General features: G+C 61.0%; 17 protein-coding genes. 9 read left to right on the top strand and 8 right to left on the bottom strand.

Going from position 1 to position 17,978, the window contains the following annotated elements:
- Nucleotides 1-11 precede the first annotated feature (11 nt).
- A complete protein-coding gene (locus B0G73_RS13675) occupies nt 12-1,241 on the bottom strand; it encodes an efflux RND transporter periplasmic adaptor subunit (protein WP_106281539.1) in 1,230 nt (409 codons plus the stop codon).
- A 360-nt stretch (nt 1,242-1,601) separates the two neighbouring features.
- On the opposite strand from B0G73_RS13675, the gene B0G73_RS13670 reads away from it, so the two are divergent.
- Complete coding sequence (locus B0G73_RS13670) at nt 1,602-2,342, top strand: response regulator (RefSeq protein ID WP_106281537.1); 741 nt, start codon at nt 1,602-1,604, stop codon at nt 2,340-2,342.
- A complete protein-coding gene (locus tag B0G73_RS13665; protein WP_106281536.1) occupies nt 2,326-3,573 on the top strand; it encodes an ATP-binding protein in 1,248 nt (415 codons plus the stop codon). The genes B0G73_RS13670 and B0G73_RS13665 overlap by 17 nt, the downstream gene beginning before the upstream one ends.
- 943 nt (nt 3,574-4,516) lie before the next feature.
- Here the strand turns inward: B0G73_RS13665 and B0G73_RS13655 are convergent.
- The gene (locus tag B0G73_RS13655; RefSeq protein ID WP_106281532.1) at nt 4,517-4,768 is read right to left on the bottom strand and encodes a hypothetical protein; all 252 of its coding nucleotides are present in this window, start codon (nt 4,766-4,768) and stop codon (nt 4,517-4,519) included.
- A gap of 309 nt (nt 4,769-5,077) precedes the next feature.
- On the opposite strand from B0G73_RS13655, the gene B0G73_RS13650 reads away from it, so the two are divergent.
- Both B0G73_RS13650 and B0G73_RS13645 read left to right on the top strand, forming a co-directional pair.
- Nucleotides 5,078-5,353 (top strand): hypothetical protein, encoded by a 276-nt coding sequence (locus tag B0G73_RS13650; RefSeq protein ID WP_106281530.1) that lies wholly within the window; start codon nt 5,078-5,080, stop codon nt 5,351-5,353.
- A 42-nt stretch (nt 5,354-5,395) separates the two neighbouring features.
- Nucleotides 5,396-5,752, top strand: coding sequence for a superinfection immunity protein (locus B0G73_RS13645; RefSeq protein WP_106281529.1), 357 nt, complete (start codon nt 5,396-5,398; stop codon nt 5,750-5,752).
- Between the two features lie 64 nt (nt 5,753-5,816).
- Here the strand turns inward: B0G73_RS13645 and B0G73_RS13640 are convergent, their stop codons facing one another.
- The 3 genes from B0G73_RS13640 to B0G73_RS13630 all read right to left on the bottom strand — a co-directional run bounded on the left by B0G73_RS13640 (nt 5,817) and on the right by B0G73_RS13630 (nt 7,707).
- Entirely contained in the window at nt 5,817-6,335 is a 519-nt protein-coding gene (locus B0G73_RS13640) for a hypothetical protein (protein ID WP_106281527.1), read from the bottom strand.
- Nucleotides 6,336-6,548: 213 nt separating this feature from the next.
- Nucleotides 6,549-7,028, bottom strand: a complete 480-nt coding sequence (locus tag B0G73_RS13635; protein ID WP_106281526.1) for a nuclear transport factor 2 family protein — start codon at nt 7,026-7,028, stop codon at nt 6,549-6,551.
- A 13-nt stretch (nt 7,029-7,041) separates the two neighbouring features.
- Nucleotides 7,042-7,707 carry a TetR/AcrR family transcriptional regulator gene (locus B0G73_RS13630; RefSeq protein ID WP_106281524.1) on the bottom strand — a complete coding sequence of 222 codons (666 nt, stop codon included), beginning with the start codon at nt 7,705-7,707 and terminating at the stop codon, nt 7,042-7,044.
- A 108-nt stretch (nt 7,708-7,815) separates the two neighbouring features.
- Between B0G73_RS13630 and B0G73_RS13625 the strand changes: the two genes are divergently transcribed.
- Nucleotides 7,816-8,466, top strand: a complete 651-nt coding sequence (locus B0G73_RS13625) for a YceI family protein (RefSeq protein WP_106281522.1) — start codon at nt 7,816-7,818, stop codon at nt 8,464-8,466.
- A gap of 90 nt (nt 8,467-8,556) precedes the next feature.
- Here B0G73_RS13625 and tdh read toward each other — a convergent pair whose 3' ends face one another.
- Nucleotides 8,557-9,588 (bottom strand): L-threonine 3-dehydrogenase, encoded by a 1,032-nt coding sequence (tdh, locus tag B0G73_RS13620; RefSeq protein WP_106281520.1) that lies wholly within the window; start codon nt 9,586-9,588, stop codon nt 8,557-8,559.
- Nucleotides 9,589-9,601: 13 nt separating this feature from the next.
- Nucleotides 9,602-10,801: a glycine C-acetyltransferase gene (locus tag B0G73_RS13615; protein WP_106281518.1), complete on the bottom strand. Its 1,200-nt coding sequence runs from the start codon at nt 10,799-10,801 to the stop codon at nt 9,602-9,604.
- Between the two features lie 149 nt (nt 10,802-10,950).
- Here B0G73_RS13615 and B0G73_RS13610 point away from each other — a divergent pair, with 149 nt between their 5' ends.
- The 3 genes from B0G73_RS13610 to B0G73_RS13600 all read left to right on the top strand — a co-directional run bounded on the left by B0G73_RS13610 (nt 10,951) and on the right by B0G73_RS13600 (nt 13,237).
- Entirely contained in the window at nt 10,951-11,589 is a 639-nt protein-coding gene (locus B0G73_RS13610) for a helix-turn-helix domain-containing protein (protein ID WP_106281516.1), read from the top strand.
- Nucleotides 11,590-11,693: 104 nt separating this feature from the next.
- A complete protein-coding gene (locus tag B0G73_RS13605) occupies nt 11,694-12,092 on the top strand; it encodes a DUF2471 family protein (RefSeq protein ID WP_106281515.1) in 399 nt (132 codons plus the stop codon).
- Between the two features lie 62 nt (nt 12,093-12,154).
- The gene (locus B0G73_RS13600; protein WP_106281513.1) at nt 12,155-13,237 is read left to right on the top strand and encodes a tyrosine-type recombinase/integrase; all 1,083 of its coding nucleotides are present in this window, start codon (nt 12,155-12,157) and stop codon (nt 13,235-13,237) included.
- A 64-nt stretch (nt 13,238-13,301) separates the two neighbouring features.
- Here the strand turns inward: B0G73_RS13600 and B0G73_RS13595 are convergent, their stop codons facing one another.
- Nucleotides 13,302-14,513, bottom strand: a complete 1,212-nt coding sequence (locus B0G73_RS13595; RefSeq protein WP_106281872.1) for a DNA-binding protein — start codon at nt 14,511-14,513, stop codon at nt 13,302-13,304.
- Nucleotides 14,514-16,599: 2,086 nt separating this feature from the next.
- Here B0G73_RS13595 and B0G73_RS13590 point away from each other — a divergent pair.
- The gene (locus tag B0G73_RS13590; RefSeq protein WP_106281512.1) at nt 16,600-17,949 is read left to right on the top strand and encodes a replication initiation protein; all 1,350 of its coding nucleotides are present in this window, start codon (nt 16,600-16,602) and stop codon (nt 17,947-17,949) included.
- The last annotated feature ends 29 nt before the right edge of the window (nt 17,950-17,978 follow it).

Genomic DNA, 17,978 nt, shown 5'->3' with positions numbered 1-17,978 from the left:
AGAATCTCGCTTTAACTATGTGCTGCCGACGTGTTGTCCGCGGTGGCGGGCGTACCCGATTTGCCCGATGTGCCGGGACTTTCGACCGGCTTGACGACCGCGCCCGCGCGCGCGTTCTGCGAGCCCGCGACGATCACGCGATCGCCCGCCTTGAGGCCGCTCGTGACGAGCCAGTCGCTGCCTGACGCGGTGTCGGCGGTCACGGCGGTTTGCGCGACCTTGTTGTCGGCGCCGACGGTGAGCACACTGGCCGAGCCGTCCGACGCACGCGAAACCGCGAGTTGCGGCACCGTGATCGCCTGCTGATTCACGCCTTCTTCGAGTCGCGCGCGCACGAACATGCCGGGCAGCAACACGCCGTCGGGATTCGGAAACACGCAGCGCAAGGTCACCGAACCGGTGGTGGCATCGACGGTGATATCGGAGAACAGCAGCTTGCCGGGTTGCGCATACGTGCTGCCGTCTTCCATCACCAGATGAACGACGGCGCCGTCCGTTCCCGACTGCTGCAATTGCCCGCTCGCGAATTCCTTCTGCAAGCGCAGCCAGTCCGCGGAAGAGCGCGTGACGTCGAGATACATTTCCGTGGTTGCTTGCACGGTTGCGAGCGCGGTGGTCTGTTCGGCAGTCACGAGCGCGCCTTCGGTCACGCTCGATTTGCCGATGCGGCCCGCAATCGGCGCCACCACCTTCGTGTAGCCGAGGTTGATCGCCGCGGTCTTTAACGCAGCGCGATCGGCGACCACGTCGGCTTTTGCTTCGTCCAATGCGGCGACGGCGTCGTCGTAGTCCTGGCGACTCACGCCCTGGATCTTCGAGAGCTCGGCATAGCGCGCGGCCTTGGTCTGTGCGGCGCTGGCCGTCGCCACTGCTTTGGCCAGCGTGCCGACTGCCTGGTCATAAGTGGCTTGATAACTGGACGCGTCGATCTGATACAGCACGGCACCGGCCGCGACTTGCGAGCCCTCGGTGAACAGGCGCTTTCTGACGATGCCTTCAACCTGCGGCCTGACTTCGGCGACGCGAATCGCCGAGAGCCGCCCGGACAATTCCGTGCTCGACACGACGGCATGCGGCGTGATCGTTTCTACGCTGACTTCGGGAACCGACTGCATCGGCCCGTGAGACGCCTGTTCGCCGCAACCCGATAACATGAAAGTAGCGGCGGCAACGGCCGCGGCAAGAAGCGTGAACGCCGGCGCGCGCCGCGACGGTTCGACCACGATGGAGAGAGTGGGCATGCTGTGAGCATCCTTCGACTGGATTCGACCAAGGGCCGCCCGGCATGCGCCGTTCGCTCGCGAAGAGCCCACGCAGCGCCGCGCCGGCGGCAAGATGGGGCCCAGCATAGAGAGCAGCGTCTTACGGCGGCTTAGAAAGGGATTACGACGTGTAACGCGGTGAGGAGTCATCGCGTGGAGGGGCGTGAAGGGACGCGATAGTTCGCGCAGGCCACTCGAACTGGCGCCGCTGCCGTAATAAACTGTAAGCACGGTTAAGAACCCGAAACCGCCGGCGCCGCGCGATTCGATATATTTCGACGAGTGACAGGCGCGCGCAAACGCCGTCAGTCAAATGTCCTCATCGATCAGGGCCCAGCCATGTCAGACACGCCCATCCAGGTTTTACTGGTCGACGACGACGCCGACCTCCGCGACCTGCTCCGAACCTTCTTCCAGCAACGCGGCATCGAGATGTCCGTGCTGCACGACGCCAATCATCTGGCTCGCCGGCTCGAACGCGAGCGGCCGTCCATCATCGTGCTCGATCTGATGATGCCGGGCATCGACGGACTCAGCGCTCTCAAGCAATTGCGCGCCAACGGCGACACGATTCCCGTGATCATGCTGACCGCGCGCGCCGACGACGTGGATCGCGTGGTCGGTCTCGAACTCGGCGCCGACGACTATCTCGGCAAACCGTTCATGCCGCAGGAATTGCTCGCACGCATTCATGCCGTGCTGCGCCGGCATGCGCAACCGGCGCCTGCCGCGACGACGCCGGTCGAGAAGCGCGAGGCGCTGCGCTTCGGCCGCTTCCGGCTCGATTTCGCGAGCCGTACGCTGTTTCGCGACGACGAGCCGCTCAAGCTGACCGGTAGTGAATATGCGTTGCTTGAAGTGCTCGCCCTGTATCCCATGGAAACACTGTCGCGCTCGAAGCTCGTCGATCTGCTGCACGGCCCGTATTCGGAAGTGACCGAACGCGGTATCGACGTGCCGGTGTGGCGCCTGCGCCGTCTGCTCGAAGAGGATCCGGCCAATCCGCGCCTGATTCAGACCATACGCGGCACCGGCTACATGTTCGTGCCTGGCGGCAGTGACGATGACCAATCCCTTTAACACACTGTTTGGCCGGCTCTCCTTGATGACGGTGAGCCTGATCGTGCTGGTGCACATCACCGCCCTGCTGCTCGTGGACCGTGAGCGCGGGCAGATCGATACGAGTCATGCGCGGCAGGCGCTGCTTCTGGCTGTCCAGGCCGAACACGACGGCGCACTGGCCGCGTCGCACGTTTCGGCGATACTCGGCGTGTCGTATGTCAAGGCGGGCGACGCAATCGCGGCGGGCTGTCCCGCGCCATGCGAGAACACGTCGGGTCCATTCGAACGGGACCTGCGCGCGAAGTTGCCGCCGGGCAGCCAGGTGGTGGCCGACGCCGATGACGGCACGGTGTGGGTGCACTACGCGGGCTACTCGGACTGGCTCAAACTGCAGAATTCGATGCTGCCGCCACGGCGCTTTCTCGGCGCATCGGCAACCATGCTGGTGCTTGCCGTGATCATCGCATTGGTCGGCGCCTGGCATTTGCAGCGGCCATTGCATCGGCTTGCGCTTGCGGCGCGCGAATTCCGCATCGGCCATCGCGCGCCGGTCGTCGAGGCGAGCGGTCCGCGCGAGTTGAAGGAATTGATCGGCGACTTCAATCAGATGGTGCATGAGCTTGCGCAGGCCGACCAGGAACGCGCGGTGATGCTCGCCGGCGTGGCGCACGATCTGCGCGCGCCGATCACGCGCATGCAGGTGCGCGCGGATCTGCTGCCCGACGAGGCGAACCGTCGCGGCTTTTTGCGCGACGCGGAGTCGTTGTCGCGCATCGTCACGCAGTTTCTGGATTTCGCGCGCGAGACCGCGGATACGTCGCCGCGCACTAACGTCGACGCGCATTGCCGCCGGCATTATGGCGACAGTCTCGCCGACGATGCACTCGTGCGTCTGAACCTGCACGCCGGCGACGGCTTCGAGTTGCCGCTCGTCGACCTGGACCGGATTCTGACGAACCTGATCGAGAACGCACTCACCTATGGCGAACCGCCGGCGGAAATCTCGACGTCACGGCATAACGGCCGCTTCACGCTAGAGGTGCGCGATCACGGCGGCGGCATTCCCGGCGGTCAGCTCGACCGCGCGCTGCAACCCTTCGTGCGACTCGACGAAGCACGGAGCGGCGATGCGCATTGCGGCTTGGGCCTCGCGATCGTTCGGCGTCTGGTGCGCTATAACAGCGGCGCTTTTCATGCGGATAACGCGGCCGACGGCGGGTTCGTGGTGTCGATGACGTTTCCGGCGTAGTTGCTCTCGTGATTGCGTAGATAAGCTGTTCGCACGATTGCCGCGCGTGAACTCACGCGCGGCGCGTATCGGTCAGGATTGAACGACGTTGCCGGGAACGACGATCGCACCGTGAGGCCCATCGCCCCCACCGGGGCCACCGCCGCCGGGACCACCGTGACCCGGACCGCCGCCGCCCCAACCCGGAGGCGGTCCCCACCAGCATCCGCTCAAGGTTGCGCTCAAGGCGGCTAGCGTCGCAATTGCCAATAACTTCTTCATGCTTTCTCCCTTCGATAAGTCTATGGTCACGTCACGTCGTCGTCCGTATCTGGAGTGGCGACGTTGCGTGTCATGCGCAACTTATCAACCGGCGAAAGATCATGTTTTACGAAGCCGTTACAAGCTCGGTGGTGAATGGCGCTTGCAGCGAAACTCATGAGCGCGTGTGTGGCCCGATGGCGCAGGCGACGTGACTTTTTTCAGCGTTGCGCGGGCGAGCTGATGCGTTCACGCTTTGTTTGTATATGGAAGAGGATGTAAGCAGATGGGCGGCGCCGGCACTGCGTCGATGCCCTTCGAGGTGAGGTGCTTGGGCGCTTGATGCTTCACCGTCGGCGCTATGAATCGAACTCCCTGGAAATCCTCACCTTATCTTCGGTGCGAATTCAACGCGGCGATGACTCACCTCCTGGAATCGCTCACCTTTGCCGGGTTGTCTCATGAAACGGCTCACCTTGACGTCTTTTTTTTGACTATGGTGCGGCTCCCGCTCCTGGAACTGCTCACCTCTCAGCAAGTTTGAGCTGTCTGTCTCCTGGAAAGCTTCACCGTTGAACGTAATGAAGTAACCTCCTGGAATTCCTCACCTTTGATCGTGGTGGTGCCGTCTCCTGGAATTCCTCACCATTCACCGGTGTGGCGCTATCTCCTGGAAATCCTCACCATCCTGGAACGGCTCACCTCAACGAGCGACCCTATCGGCAAGCCAGACGACTGCTTTTATTGCGGCGTCGAGTGCTTCTTCCTTCGAAGCAAACACGGCACCCGAATAGTATTGGACCGGCGTCCAGGCTCCGCCGTCTTCAACATCGCGGCGAAACTCTTCAAATCCGTAGGTGCTGTCTGAACGCAGGAACAGATCCACGCACCGGTTGTGCTCATCGTTTTCGATGCTGTCGAACACCAGCGAAGACTTGTCGATACGTGATGACATTTCGAATCTCCACTCGCAGACCGGATTCACACTTTGTCGTTGTCACGACTTAACCGTCGGGATGCTATCACCGCAGGCGACTCCCTGTTTTCGGCCACCGGCAAACCATTCGTAATCGGCTTTTTAAGTGCCGGGATGCCCGGAATCCCGCCATGGGCCGCGTCTCGTCCCATTGTTCGGTTTGTGGCAACTGTGATTTCAACCTATCGGCATAGAAAAAAGATAGGCGCCGACTAAACTGCATTTTGTCAGCAACGCGCGTCTCACCCGATTCGCGGTGCTTCTAAAAAATCGCATTGGAGGTTCATCATGAAAAGCAAACTTCTCGCAGCCTTGCTCGTCGCAGCCACTACTGCTTTCGCTGCTCCCGCATTTGCTAGCGGCTACGGGCCGGCACCTTCGTATCGTCCGTCGGTCGGCGCCCCCGCTTCGCAGCGCGGCCAAAGCGCGCAAACCGTCGCAGCAGAACGCAACGACGCAGTCGGTTCAGTCAATAGTTCGTACGGTGGCGTCGTAACGTCGTCCTCGGAATCCGGCAGCCGTCAACCGGACCAGTCGTTCGGTCGCGTGTACGCAGGTCACTAATCTGAAGTCGTGTGCGTACCAGGGCTGTAACGAGGTGTCGAAATGTTGAAGATTATCGAAAGTGCAGCGGTTCTGGGTGCGCTGATGCTGTATCTGGTGCCCGCAATGATTGCGGACGCCAGAGAACGGAAAGACGCCTTTGCGGTGACCATGGTGAACATCCTGCTCGGATGGACGGTGATCGGTTGGTTCGCGGCGCTGATCTGGGCGCGGCATCCAGTGAGCGATCGCCGTCTGAAGCACTTCGCGATGCGGGCGCAACGCGCGGTCGCGCGAATCACTATCGATACAATCGTCGCTCGCGCTGAATGCCGTGGTAGTTCGATTCCGGCGTTCAATCCGCGTGTGGTGCCGATCGTTGCGCGCATTGCGGCGCGTAGTAGTCGGCGGAAGGTTTAGCTCGGGCTGCTGGTTGCGTGGCGTCTTCGGATGACCGCAAGCTATCGCGGTATCGATAGTTCGGTTAGAACTTCACCTTCAACTGAAAGCCGATCGTGAACGGAAGATCATCTGACGGAATCGGCGGAATCACAATGAAGTTCGCGCCCACGCGCTTGTACTCGACCATGACGATAGGCGCGACCACCGGCCCGACCGTGTGGTTGCGGCCCAAGCCCCAGTTGCCGTAGTTATAGCCCGAGATAATCCCGCCGATGGCCGCGATCCGCACAATGCCCCAGTGCGCGAATTCCGGCGCCCATACCCCGCCACCGTAATATGAAGGCCGGCGCAACGAGTTGCGAAAGCCGCCGGCAGTCAACGCCCATTGGTTATTGAGCCAGCATTCGACGCCGAGGCCCGGGTTGAACTGCTCGAAGTGCGTGTTCGGGTCGGGGTTGATGTGATATGAACCCAGCATGGCGTCGACCCATATGCCGCCCTCGCACCAGTCGCCGGCATGCGCGGCGGTGGCAGCGGCGAAGCTGGCAATGAGCGCTACTGCGGTACGTCGAATGTTCTTGTTGATCTGCCGAAAATGCATGTCCTCTCCGCCACCGGTCGAGCGCCGGCGTCATCTATGTTCTGGGTATGCCTGCTTGCCGTCCGTCGCGCACTGTACCTCAAGCCGCACACACGATGTTGAGGACACGCTCGGGCGCGCGGGCACAAGACGTGCCCGGTAGCGCAGACACAACAGTAACGGAGAACCGATGGCAGAGCGGTGAACGCGCCTCACGCGTTCACCCGCCGAAGGTCAAAGGCCGAGATCGGACAGGCTCGGATGGTCGTCAGGGCGGCGGCCGAGCGGCCAGTGATAAAGACGGTCGGCTTCGCGAATCGGCATATCGTTGATGCTCGCGTGACGGCGCGCCATCAGTCCATGTTCGTCGAATTCCCAGTTCTCGTTGCCGTACGAGCGGAACCAGTTGTTCGAATCGTCGTGCCATTCATAGGCAAAACGCACGGCGATGCGGTTATCGGTGAACGCCCACAGTTCCTTGATCAAACGGTAATCGAGTTCTCTCGCCCACTTGCGGCGCAACAAGCCGACAATCTCCGCGCGACCATTCGTGAATTCGGCGCGGTTGCGCCATACGCTATCCACCGTGTAAGCGAGCGACACGCGCTCGGGGTCGCGGGTATTCCAGCCGTCTTCAGCGGCACGCACTTTCTGGATCGCGGTTTCGCGTGTGAAGGGCGGCAGAGGCGGGCGGGTTTCAATCGAGTCGGCCATGATGGTTCCTCAGTCAGGTTGCGGTTCGCCGGAACGGCGGTCGTTTGCTTGGCGGTATGCCTGGCTCGTCCGCGCACTCCGCGTCGAGCAGGACTTGGGCTGCGGTCTGCGCGTCGAGGGCGGCATCGGGCTCGCCGCTCACCAAAGCCACGGCAATGGCACCGTCGAGCAGGATCAGCCATTGACGCGACAGGCGCGCCGCGCGGCGAGCGTCGATGTCCGACTCCGCCGCGAATGCATCGCATTCGGTTCGCACGAACGCCAGCAGGCGTTCCTTGTGATGGCGCGCGACGATCCGGATCGGGTCGTCCGCGGAGGCGATCTCACCGGACGCGTTCAGAAACGCGCAACCGTGAAAATCCTCCGATGCAAACCATTCGCGCAGCACTTCGAACATGCCGAGCAGGCGTTTCTTCGCCGTCTTGCCATGCCGCTGCGTGCCCGCGATAAACCAGTTCATCCAGCGCTCATCACGCCGGTCGAGCGCGGCCGCCACGAGCGCATCTTTCGATTCGAAATGCGTGTAAAAGCTTTTGCGCGCCGTGCCGGACTGCTTGACGATGGCGTCCACGCCCGTTGCGTGAATGCCGCCGGCGTAGATCAGCGCCTCAGCCGCGTCCAGCAGGCGCTCGCGCGCGCTGCCGGGAGTGACTGATTCAATGTGTGTTTCGGTAGCCATGGACGAAGGGTAGAACGATCATTCTCCTTCGTCAAGTCTTTTGCGTTTTTGCAGGCAGGACGCGCGAACTGCTATCTTGTGCACGATCGGTCAACGGGAACCAACTTCATGAGCACACTGACTCTCTGCGCCACGTTAGCGCGCGCCTTGCTCAGCGCAACGCTATTGACGGCGGTGGCCTGCACGCCTGTGCAAGTGCTTACGCACACGGTCAGCCAGAACGAAACGCGCGTGCCGCCCGGCCGCTACGAAATCGATCCGGATCACTGCAGCATTACCTTCGACATCGATCACTTCAAGTATTCACGCTTCACGGCGCGCTTCGATCGCAAGAAGGGAGAACTCGACTGGAACGAAGGCGGTCTCGACAAGAGCACGGCATCGGTGACAATCGACGCCGCAAGCATCGATACGAATGTGCCGTTGCTGGACAAGATGGTGAAGAGCGCCAACATGCTCGACGTGGAGCGCTATCCGGAGATTCGCTTCGTCAGCACGCGTTTTGAGCGCACGGGCGAATCGCGCGGCACGTTGACTGGCGATCTGACGATTCGCGGCGTCACGCAACCGGTCACGCTCGACGTCACCTTCAACGGTTTTGCTCCCGATCCGCTCACGAAAAAAGACACGCTCGGCTTTTCCGCCGAGGGTCATTTCAGCCGCGCGAAGTTCGGTTTGGCGACGTGGTATCCGGCCGTCGGCGATGATATTCATGTGCGCGTTCAGGCCGAATTCGTCAAAACGCCCACAGGCGGTTGAGCGCGGTGCGGGCGTTTTGAACCAGGCGTTTTGCGCTGTGCGCGCGCTGCTACGATAGCGCGCGTCAAAGCAGATTCACCACGTGTTAATTCACGCGGCGGTCCAGTCGAGAATGACCTTGCCACTCGCGCCTGAGAGCATCGTGGCGAACGCTTCCTGATAGTCGTCGACCTTGAAATGGTGCGTGAGGATCGGCGAGAGATCCAGGCCGCTTTGCAGCATCGCGACCATCTTGTACCAGGTCTCGAACATCTCGCGCCCATAAATGCCCTTGATTTCGAGGCCTTTGAAGATCACCTGGGTCCAGTCGATCGCGGTCTGCGCGGGCGGAATGCCGAGCAGCGCAATCTTGCCGCCGTGGTTCATTGCTTCGAGCATGCTGGTGAACGCGCTCGGCACACCTGACATTTCCAGCCCGACGTCGAAACCTTCGGCCATGTGCAGATCCGCCATCACGTCGCGCAACGATTCGCGCGAGACATTGACTGCGCGCGTCGCGCCCATCTTGCGCGCGAGTTCGAGGCGATAGTCGTTGACGTCGGTGATGACGACATTGCGCGCGCCCACGTGTTTCGCGATCGCCACCGCCATGATGCCGATGGGTCCGGCGCCGGTAATCAGCACGTCCTCGCCGACCAGATTGAACGACAGCGCAGTGTGCGTGGCGTTGCCGAACGGATCGAAAATCGCGGCGAGGTCGTCGGAAATCTCGGGCGGAATCTTGAAGGCGTTGAAGGCCGGAATCACCAGATACTCGGCAAACGCACCTTCGCGATTCACGCCGACACCCACCGTATTGCGGCACAAATGCCGGCGGCCCGCGCGACAATTGCGGCAGAAACCGCAGGTGATATGTCCTTCGCCCGACACGCGATCGCCGATCGCAAAGCCACGCACTTCCTGGCCCATTTCGACGATTTCACCCACGTATTCGTGACCGACATGCATCGGCACGGGAATCGTTTTTTGCGCCCAGTCGTCCCACTTCCAGATGTGAATATCGGTGCCGCAAATCGCCGTGCGCGTGATGCGGATCATCACGTCGTTGTGACCGACTTCGGGTTTCTTGACGTCCGTGAGCGTGAGGCCGGGAGCGCGTTCGAGTTTTGCCAATGCTTTCATGTGCGCCTCCGTTTTAAATGACGCCGAGTTCGCGGCCGACCCGCGCGAATGCATCCACCGCGCGGTCGATCTGTTCCGGCGTATGGGCAGCGCTCATCTGCGTGCGAATGCGCGCGCGGCCTTTCGGCACGACCGGGAACGAGAAGCCGATCACGTACACGCCTTCTTTCAACAGTGCGTCGGCCATTTTCGAAGCAAGTTGCGCGTCGCCAAGCATGACCGGAATGATCGGATGTTCGCCGGGCACGAGCGTAAAACCGAGTGCGCTCATTTTGCTGCGGAAGTGCGCGCCGTTTTCGCGCACACGTGCGCGCAGTTGCGCGCCTTCTTCGCTCGCCAGCAGTTCGAGCACTTTCAGCGAGGCAGCGGCGATGCTCGGTGTCAGCGTGTTCGAGAACAGATAGGGACGCGAGCGCTGCCGCAACAACTCCACGATCTCCTTGCGCGCGGCCACGTAGCCGCCCGATGCGCCGCCGAGCGCTTTACCCAGCGTGCCGGTAATGATGTCGACGCGCGACAGCACGCCGCAATGTTCCGGCGTGCCGCGCCCATGTTCGCCGACAAAACCCACCGCGTGCGAATCGTCGACCATGACGAGCGCGCCGTAACGGTCGGCCAGATCGCAGATGCCGGCGAGATTGGCGATGATGCCGTCCATGGAGAACACGCCGTCGGTCGCGATCAGTGTGAAGCGTGCGCCCGCGGCCTTCGCTTCGATCAGTTTCGCTTCGAGATCGGCGAGATCGTTGTTCTTGTAGCGAAAGCGCTTCGCCTTCGAAAGCCGCACGCCGTCGATGATGCTCGCGTGGTTCAGCTCGTCGCTGATGATGGCGTCGTTTTCGTCGAGCAAGGTTTCAAACAGACCGCCGTTTGCGTCGAAGCAGCTGGAGTACAGGATGCAATCGTCGGTTTGCAGAAACGCGGCGAGCGCGTGTTCCAGATCTTTATGCACGGTTTGCGTGCCGCAGATGAAACGCACGGACGCCATGCCGAAGCCGTCGTTGTCGAGGCCCTGCTTGGCGGCGTCGATCAGCCGCGCGTCGCCGGCGAGGCCGAGGTAATTGTTCGCGCAGAAGTTCAGCACGTCGGTGCCGTTAGCCAAACGAATGTCAGCCGATTGCGGGCTGGCGATCACGCGCTCGTTCTTGTAAAAGCCGTCGGCGCGAATCTGCTCGAGGGTGCCGCGCAGATGGGCGAGGTAAAGGTCACGCATGAACCAGACTCCTGAAATGGGTGATGGCGCCTGTGTCAGCGTGTTCGGCATGTGCGACCACGAGGCGGCCTGTTATAGTCGGCTGTCAGTTTTATCGGATATTTTCGTTTTTCCGAACTAAAATCCGGTATGTCGAACAACTCTAAACGATGGGTCAGGAAATGGCAAGTTCGGGTATCCGCCGCGCCGCAGCCAACGCGGCGCCCACTTCAGGCGCAACGTCGGTGCCGGCAGTCGCGGCGCCGCCGCGCGTCGGCGAACAGATTCAGCGTTTGCGCGCCGAACGGCGCATGACGCTCGACGATCTGTCGCGCGCGGCCGGCGTGTCGAAATCGATGCTCTCGGAGATCGAGCGCGACAAGGCCAATCCGACCATTGCGGTAGCGTGGCGTCTGACCAATGCGCTGGGCGTGAGCCTCGATTCGTTATTTGCGCCGCAAAAGACGCCGGAAGCGATCGCCGTCTCCGGTCCGCACGAGATTCCCACGTTGAGTGGGCACGACGCCAGGTATCAGTTACGCGTGTGGGGGCCGATCGAGCTGGCCGGCAAATTCGAATGGTACGAGTTGACACTGCAACCGGGCGGGGCACTGGTGTCGAATGCGCACGAACCCGGCACGCGCGAGCATCTGACCGTGCTGCAAGGATCGATCGAAATCGAGGCGGCAGGTGCGACGAAGCGGCTGAAGTCAGCGGACACCGCGCGCTATGTCGCCGACGAGCCGCACGCGATCCGCAACGCTGGAAAGGGCGAGGCGAAGGCGCTGCTAGTGGTGATTCACGGCTGATTTTCGGCGCACCGTGGCTAGCAGTTGGCGGAATCGACACTCCGGCCGAGGTTGCATCCAACACTGTATATTTGTACAGTACAGGGTATCGACTGGAGCCGATCATGAACAACCTGACAACCGACTCGACCGACCATGCTCTGGCCGCGCTGCGCTATCAAACCGCGGCGCGCGATCTCGAACGCATCGTGCGCAATATCGCTGCGCGCTACATCGTCCAGGAGGTACCGCTCAGCTGGCGTCTGCTGCATGCCATTGAAGCCGAAGCGCTGGCTGACCTCGGCTTTGCCAGCCGGCACGACGCAGTGATGCTGGGCCTCTTTCAACGGCCGTCCGATCTGCCGTACCCCGAGACGGACGAGGCGGTGGATTTCGGTACGTCCACGGCACTGCCGGCGGTGTTCGCCTTCGCGGTCAGTGCTTATGAGGAGGCGGCACGTCGCGCTGCGCAGCCGTCGTCGGAGAACGCGCCTCTCAAACATGCACGCGCCTGGGGCGACTGACCGACGGCTGCATTTCCATCGGTTGCCACCTACAATGTGTGCAACTAACAGAAAGAAAGCTCATGTCACCTCCTCACCTGACCGACTCGGTCCCACGTCCGGCGCCGTCCACGGATCTCTTCGATCAGCAACGTGAAGACTGGCGTCGCGATCCGCAAATCGCTTTCGACGCATGGCTTGCCAAGCAGCATTTCCGCCGTTCCTCCGCTGAGGTCTATCAGGCGCAATGGGGGCTTTTTCTCGAATGGCTAAGCGTGCGCCAGAAAAGTCTCGTCACGGTCGATGCTCATGCAATTGCCGAGTTCGTCGCTGGTCTCGACGTTAAAAAGACTCAACGTGTGCGGTATTTGCGGCTGATCGAGCGAGTGCTCGATCATGTGCGCGAAATCGAATCCGCTTCGACCAATCCGGCGCGCTTCATTGCTCAGGATGGCGAAGCAGCGTGGCGCAACGCACGCGATAACGAGCCGACCGGCTTTCTCAGTCACGCGGAAAGAACGACGCTGATTGCGCATCTGTTTTCGCCGTTGCCGGATTTGTCTGCAGCGCAACGTTGGAGGGAGCGGCGCGACCGCGCTCTGATCGCGGTGTTTTTAGGTGGCGGATTGAAGACGGGCGAGGCCGCCGCGCTTACGGTTAGTTGCGTGAACGCCGGTACGCCCTGGGTGACGATCGAGTCAGCCAACCCGATGCTCACACGGCGCACTCGGCTCGCGCCGTTCGCCGCGGCGATTCTCGACGCGTGGCTTGTGGAACGGCGGCTCTCGGAACTGGCCGGCAATCTGGTGTTTCCCGCGTCGCCTTCCGGAAGGCCCATGCATAAAGCCACCATGCTGCGCGCGGTCGATGCCTTGGTCGACGGAGCCGGGATCGCCGAGTCGCGGGCGTCGCGTGCCAGTCCGCAAACATTGCGGAATACGTTCGCGGCGGATCTGTTCGAAAGTGGAGTCGAGGCGGAACTGGTCGGCCAATGGCTGGGCTTTGTTCAGGCGGTGTCGGCTAACCGTCTGTACCGAGCTTGGCAAAACTGGATGGATCAGCAGGATTCTCCCGCCGCCGACGTTCCGGATCCAGCGGTCACGCCCTTACCCGCACCTAGACGCGACGGGCATTTGACGAGGAATAGGGGAGTCGGTGAGTCCTGAAATTCCTCACCTTTCAAGTCCCGAATTTCCTCACCTTTGCCGATTTATCCGCTAGTGCACCGCGTCAAACCCCTGACGACTCGGCAATCGGATCGCTCGACAGAAACCGGCTAACCGCCTCCAGCCTTGATTCGCCGAGGCCCGATGAGTGATCGCACTCCGGACATTGCAGCTCGAAGCGGTGATTCACTTGCGACAGTTCCGGCTCACCTTCCTCACATTTTGGGCACCGCAGCGGAAGGGCGACGTGACCATCCGCGGCCGTGCCGATCGCCCTCAATTCGTCGCCCGTCAAGCGGCCGGCTTCGACTAGCGAGCAGAGCAGATTCGCAATCGCCGGATCGATCCCTTGCTGACCGCGCAAAACGGCGACTTCTTTGGTGAGCCGATCTACCTCATCGGATTGCTCGCGCAGTTGGGCGTCGAGCCGGTCGCCGCGCGCCTTGGCCGCGGCGATCTGCTGAATAAACTCAAATTCCTTGCGACTCGCGTCGCGCACCCCCGACTGGTAAGTGGCCGCCATGCTGCGCAACGAGTCAAGCTCGACCAGCATCGGCTTGACGCGTCGCTCGGCTTCGGCGACAGCGTCCTTGATCTGCTGCGCATAGTGCTCGGTGCTTTGGCGCAATTCGACGTGCAATGCGTCGATCCGGTCTCTCAGCGTCGCGTTGTTCGCGAATTCGTTGTCGAGCCGTTGACGAAGCGCCTCGTTTTCGTGATCGAGCCGACGCACCGTTGCCTGTAAACCTTCCTGATGAGCATTTCCGTGCGTGGCCGCGTTCGACAGCTCAGTCTCGAGCGCGCGAACACGTTCCCAAGCCGCCTCGGCTCGCAACTCGCTGCGCTTGATCGCGTCTTCCGATGCTTGCTGGCGAATTTCCGCGTCTCGAGCGCGCTGGTCAGCGGCGGCGACTTGCGCACGAATTTCCTCGCGCTCGTCGTCGAGTGTAGTGCGCGCATGTGAGACGGCTTCTTCAAAAAGTGCACCTAGCAACTCGCCGGCACGATCCTCAAGTGCTTTCGGGATAGCACCCGCGCCGACTTTCACACGCGACACATTCCGGATGCGCTCCCAGAAGTGGTCGATGTCCTTTGGAATGTCGCTCGCGCTACCGGTCTGGGTCAGATCACGAACCGCGGCCATGGACGGGCGAATGCCCAGATCAAAAAAAAGCCGTTTGCATGCGTGCAGCGAAAGTTCTTGCCGCCGCGCTCCGTTGGCTCGCAGCACTTCAAGCTCGTCCCGAATGGATTGCCGTTCCTGATCCAGATTCATGTATGCCTCGATGTCGCTCGAAATTGGATGAATCATAACAATTTACGTACTGTTTGCTACGTATTTGTTGGTCGAGGGTACGGAATGGAGAAAAGGGCTGTCTTGCTACCAAACGTGAGGCGGCGGATTTGTGCTAGCGGGTTTTTTCCGTGAAACAAAACGAAGAATAGCCAATAACTTCTTGTAAAGAAAGGGCTTTTAAAGCCTTTACGACGATCGCGCACTGTTTCACGACACGCGTCGTGTTGGTTGCATGGGTTTGAGACTTTGTCCGAAGGACACGCGGGGGGAATTCTAGAGAGTAATAAAAGTAAACACCTTTGAACCCATGTTAAAAACGTTAACGCCACGGCAAAGCCTTACCTGGCAAGGACTTCAGCCCGGTAAGGTGAAGCTTTGCGGGAGATGTGGTGAGGTCTTGCGGGAATGTCGAGTGATGAGGTTCGGGGGCCTTGGTGAGCGGGTCCGGGACAGAACGTGAGCGGGTTCAGGAACCACCCCAAAAGTGCGGCACAGCCAAAGGTGAGGTTTTGCAGGACCTGAATGCCGTGGATCGCCCGGCAGTGCTCGACAGTCGGTTTGAGGCTTGGCCTGGGCGAGGGTGAGCGCTTTCGGGATGTGATTGCCTCCCTGTTTTGGGCTGTATTTTGAGCTGGTTAACCCCATTGGTGAGCCAAGTCGGGAGAAAACGCGAACCGAAGGTGAGGCTCTACGGGATAAGGCGGCGTTTTTGCCTTATTTCTGTGCATTTCGATGCCCAAGGTGAGAGTTTTCGGGAGCGGGCCGGGTTTTTGTCATGAATGTCGGGGTCAGCGCCGATGAGTGGCTCGATGGCCGTGGTCCAAAGGTGAGGAAATTCGGGAGGCGGGTTTTGTGCGATCTGCCGTTCGTGAAATGCACCTGATCTGGGTCAAAGGTGAGGTTTTTCAGGAGGTGTTTGGGAACCAGACGATCGTTCAGGTGAGGAGATACGGGACCAAAATGGCTTTTATCGGCCGGAAAGGCCCTGCTGACGCTGCCAACGTGACTTGCATTTAACGGTCGCGGAAATCGAACGGTGAGATTTTTCAGGACCGCGGCGGTCGCGAGCGGAAATGGCTGATTCCTCTGAAATGGGTCTTGAGGTGAGGTTTTCCGGGAGTGGTCGCGGTCGATGGTGCCGGAGTGGCACGCCTAAGTCATTGAAAACGTGGCGGATTATTGTTGTGATTCACAAAGGTGAGGTTTTTCGGGGGCACGTAATTGAGGTGACGGGGCACTCTCTGATGCCACTATGGTGAGGTTTTTCGGGACGGTTTTTCGGTGCTTTTGGAGCACAAGACGTCTGAGAGCCGCGTCGTTCCGAGCGCTTCGCCAGTCTTAAGGTGAGGTTTTTCAGGGGCTATGAGCGGAGTGAACCGACCCATTTATTGGCTCAAGACGCCTTGCTCGAACATCGTCTGAGGCCGTTGCACGAGTCGTCGTGCACCAAGGCATGAAACCCAGGCGGGGTCGAACCAGACTGGAGACGTGGTTGGAAGGCTCGCGACGCCTGCAGGGGAACGCTGGTAGGCCGCGTCGCGGTTACGCGGGAGCCGTGTACGGAGCGGTCCCACGGGCGCGGGCAAGGCTTGTAGCTGTGTTAGCACGCTCTTGGCTTGGAGCCGCACGTATGCGACGAGGGGTTGCTCGTTACCGTGGCATCGATTCGACCGTTCGCGCGCAGGCGTCTCGCAATCGCGCCGGCCGGCCGCTGTCCTCCAGTGAAATGATGCTCAAAACTTGTTCCTCGGTTTGATCGGCCGTGCGAGGACCCAGTCCGTAGCGGCCCCGTCAAAATTCACCAGATTTTTTTTGAGGTGAGAAGATTCGGGACCGAATGGCCCCCGTTCGCGCTTGCAGCAGAAATGGTCCGAAATTGCCAGGCCCGCGACCTGCAAGGACGGCCCGAACCTGGTGCCAAACGGCTGAGGTGAAGGTTTTCGGGAGTTGCTCGAGGTGAGTTGCGCCTCGTAAACTCGCTTCACCCGCAACGGTGAGATCCACGCTATAGACGCGTATCACCACAGCCGGTATGCTCTCGCCAAATCCCTCCTCGACCCGACGCATGGCCACGAAGCGCGCGAAGAAGACCGACGTAGTCAGCCCGAGCTCGGCCGAGTTGCGCAAAGCCGTCGAGGCGATCGCGATTCAGCCCAAGAGCGGCAAAATCACGCTCCTTACCCGCAAGCTGTTCAACGTGCTCCTCGCCGTCGCTCAGCAAGCGGACGAATCCGGCGACACGTATCGGGCCTTGCTGTCCGACATCGTCGCGAACTCCGCGTTTGATTCCAACGACACCGCGCTCGTCAAGGAGCACTTGCGGCGCATGGTGTCGGTGCAGGTTGAATGGAGCACGGGCACGTCCAGTCAGAAGCCGGGCCGGAAATGGGGTATTTCCACGCTGATTGCCGACGCGGAAATTCTCGAAGACCCGACCACCCGCCGTGTCTGGGTCGAGTTCTCGTTTGCGCCGAAGATCAAGAAAAAGCTGCTCGATCCGGTTCAGTACGCTCGCCTGAGTCTCCAGTTCCAAAGCCAGCTGCGCAGCAGCGCGGGCCTCGCGCTGTACGAGATTTGCGTGCGCTATCTGACGAATCCGAGCCATTTGACAATGCGCGAGACGTGGGAATGGTGGCGCCCTATCCTCTCCGGCACACCGGACACGGAAGCGGGCGATGAAGCGAAGCGGGAATACAAGTACTTCAAGCGTGATTACTTGCGGCCGGCCATTGCCGAGGTCAACGCCGTCACCAACATCTTTGTCGAACTGATCGAGCACCGGGAAGGACGGCGGGTCGCCGAGATCCAGTTCCGCGTGACCGAACGCAAGCAGCCGATGCTCGCGCTCGACGAACATCCGAACGTGTTCGACAGTACGCTGGTCGACCGGATGGTGAAGATCGGCATCCCGCTGAAAGAAGCGCAAACGCTCTACGCTGACAGCGAAGAAAATCGCATTCGCGCCGCACTCCAGATGACCGAGCAACGCATGCGCAGCACGTCGCTGCCGCCGGTGCGCAGCGCGCCGGCACTATTCAAGGACGCGTTGAAGAAAGGTTACGCGCCGCCGGTCGAAGCGCTGCCGTCGGGTACTGGCGGCAAGGCTGCGGTTGCCGCGCCGGCCGACGACCTCAAGGCGCGCCTGCTAGGAGAGTATTCGGCGTATCGCCGCAAGGAAGCGCGCGAGTTGTACGACGAACAAGGTGAGTCCGAGCGGGATATCGCGCGGCAGTCGTTCGAAGAAGATGAATTGCCGGGACTCGGCACGCACATGCGCGACGACTGGCGTCGTCGCGGGCTGGATTCGAAGATCGTCGAAACGGCTTTCTTCGATTGGCTGGCTCGCAAGACCTGGGGCGAGCCTACCGATGGTGATCTGCTTGCCTTCACGCTGAGCCAATCGCGCGCGGCGTAATTACTGAGTGGGGCGCGGCTGTCGGATGC

Source organism: Paraburkholderia sp. BL25I1N1 (assembly GCF_003002025.1).
Lineage (GTDB): Bacteria > Pseudomonadota > Gammaproteobacteria > Burkholderiales > Burkholderiaceae > Paraburkholderia.
The sequence above is the reverse complement of the archived record's forward strand: the minus strand, read 5'-3'. Positions and strand labels throughout refer to the sequence as shown.

Bases quoted from the DNA above. Each gene is read 5' to 3' on its own strand.
- B0G73_RS13630 (WP_106281524.1), bottom strand. From the start codon at position 7,707: ATGGCTACCGAAACACACATTGAATCAGTCACTCCCGGCAGCGCGCGC.
- B0G73_RS13605 (WP_106281515.1), top strand. From the start codon at position 11,694: ATGAACAACCTGACAACCGACTCGACCGACCATGCTCTGGCCGCGCTG.
- B0G73_RS13670 (WP_106281537.1), top strand. From the start codon at position 1,602: ATGTCAGACACGCCCATCCAGGTTTTACTGGTCGACGACGACGCCGAC.
- B0G73_RS13600 (WP_106281513.1), top strand. From the start codon at position 12,155: ATGTCACCTCCTCACCTGACCGACTCGGTCCCACGTCCGGCGCCGTCC.
- B0G73_RS13610 (WP_106281516.1), top strand. From the start codon at position 10,951: ATGGGTCAGGAAATGGCAAGTTCGGGTATCCGCCGCGCCGCAGCCAAC.
- tdh (WP_106281520.1), bottom strand. From the start codon at position 9,588: ATGAAAGCATTGGCAAAACTCGAACGCGCTCCCGGCCTCACGCTCACG.
- B0G73_RS13615 (WP_106281518.1), bottom strand. From the start codon at position 10,801: ATGCGTGACCTTTACCTCGCCCATCTGCGCGGCACCCTCGAGCAGATT.
- B0G73_RS13675 (WP_106281539.1), bottom strand. From the start codon at position 1,241: ATGCCCACTCTCTCCATCGTGGTCGAACCGTCGCGGCGCGCGCCGGCG.
- B0G73_RS13635 (WP_106281526.1), bottom strand. From the start codon at position 7,028: ATGGCCGACTCGATTGAAACCCGCCCGCCTCTGCCGCCCTTCACACGC.
- B0G73_RS13625 (WP_106281522.1), top strand. From the start codon at position 7,816: ATGAGCACACTGACTCTCTGCGCCACGTTAGCGCGCGCCTTGCTCAGC.
- B0G73_RS13665 (WP_106281536.1), top strand. From the start codon at position 2,326: ATGACCAATCCCTTTAACACACTGTTTGGCCGGCTCTCCTTGATGACG.
- B0G73_RS13650 (WP_106281530.1), top strand. From the start codon at position 5,078: ATGAAAAGCAAACTTCTCGCAGCCTTGCTCGTCGCAGCCACTACTGCT.
- B0G73_RS13645 (WP_106281529.1), top strand. From the start codon at position 5,396: ATGTTGAAGATTATCGAAAGTGCAGCGGTTCTGGGTGCGCTGATGCTG.
- B0G73_RS13640 (WP_106281527.1), bottom strand. From the start codon at position 6,335: ATGCATTTTCGGCAGATCAACAAGAACATTCGACGTACCGCAGTAGCG.
- B0G73_RS13655 (WP_106281532.1), bottom strand. From the start codon at position 4,768: ATGTCATCACGTATCGACAAGTCTTCGCTGGTGTTCGACAGCATCGAA.
- B0G73_RS13595 (WP_106281872.1), bottom strand. From the start codon at position 14,513: ATGAATCTGGATCAGGAACGGCAATCCATTCGGGACGAGCTTGAAGTG.
- B0G73_RS13590 (WP_106281512.1), top strand. From the start codon at position 16,600: ATGGCCACGAAGCGCGCGAAGAAGACCGACGTAGTCAGCCCGAGCTCG.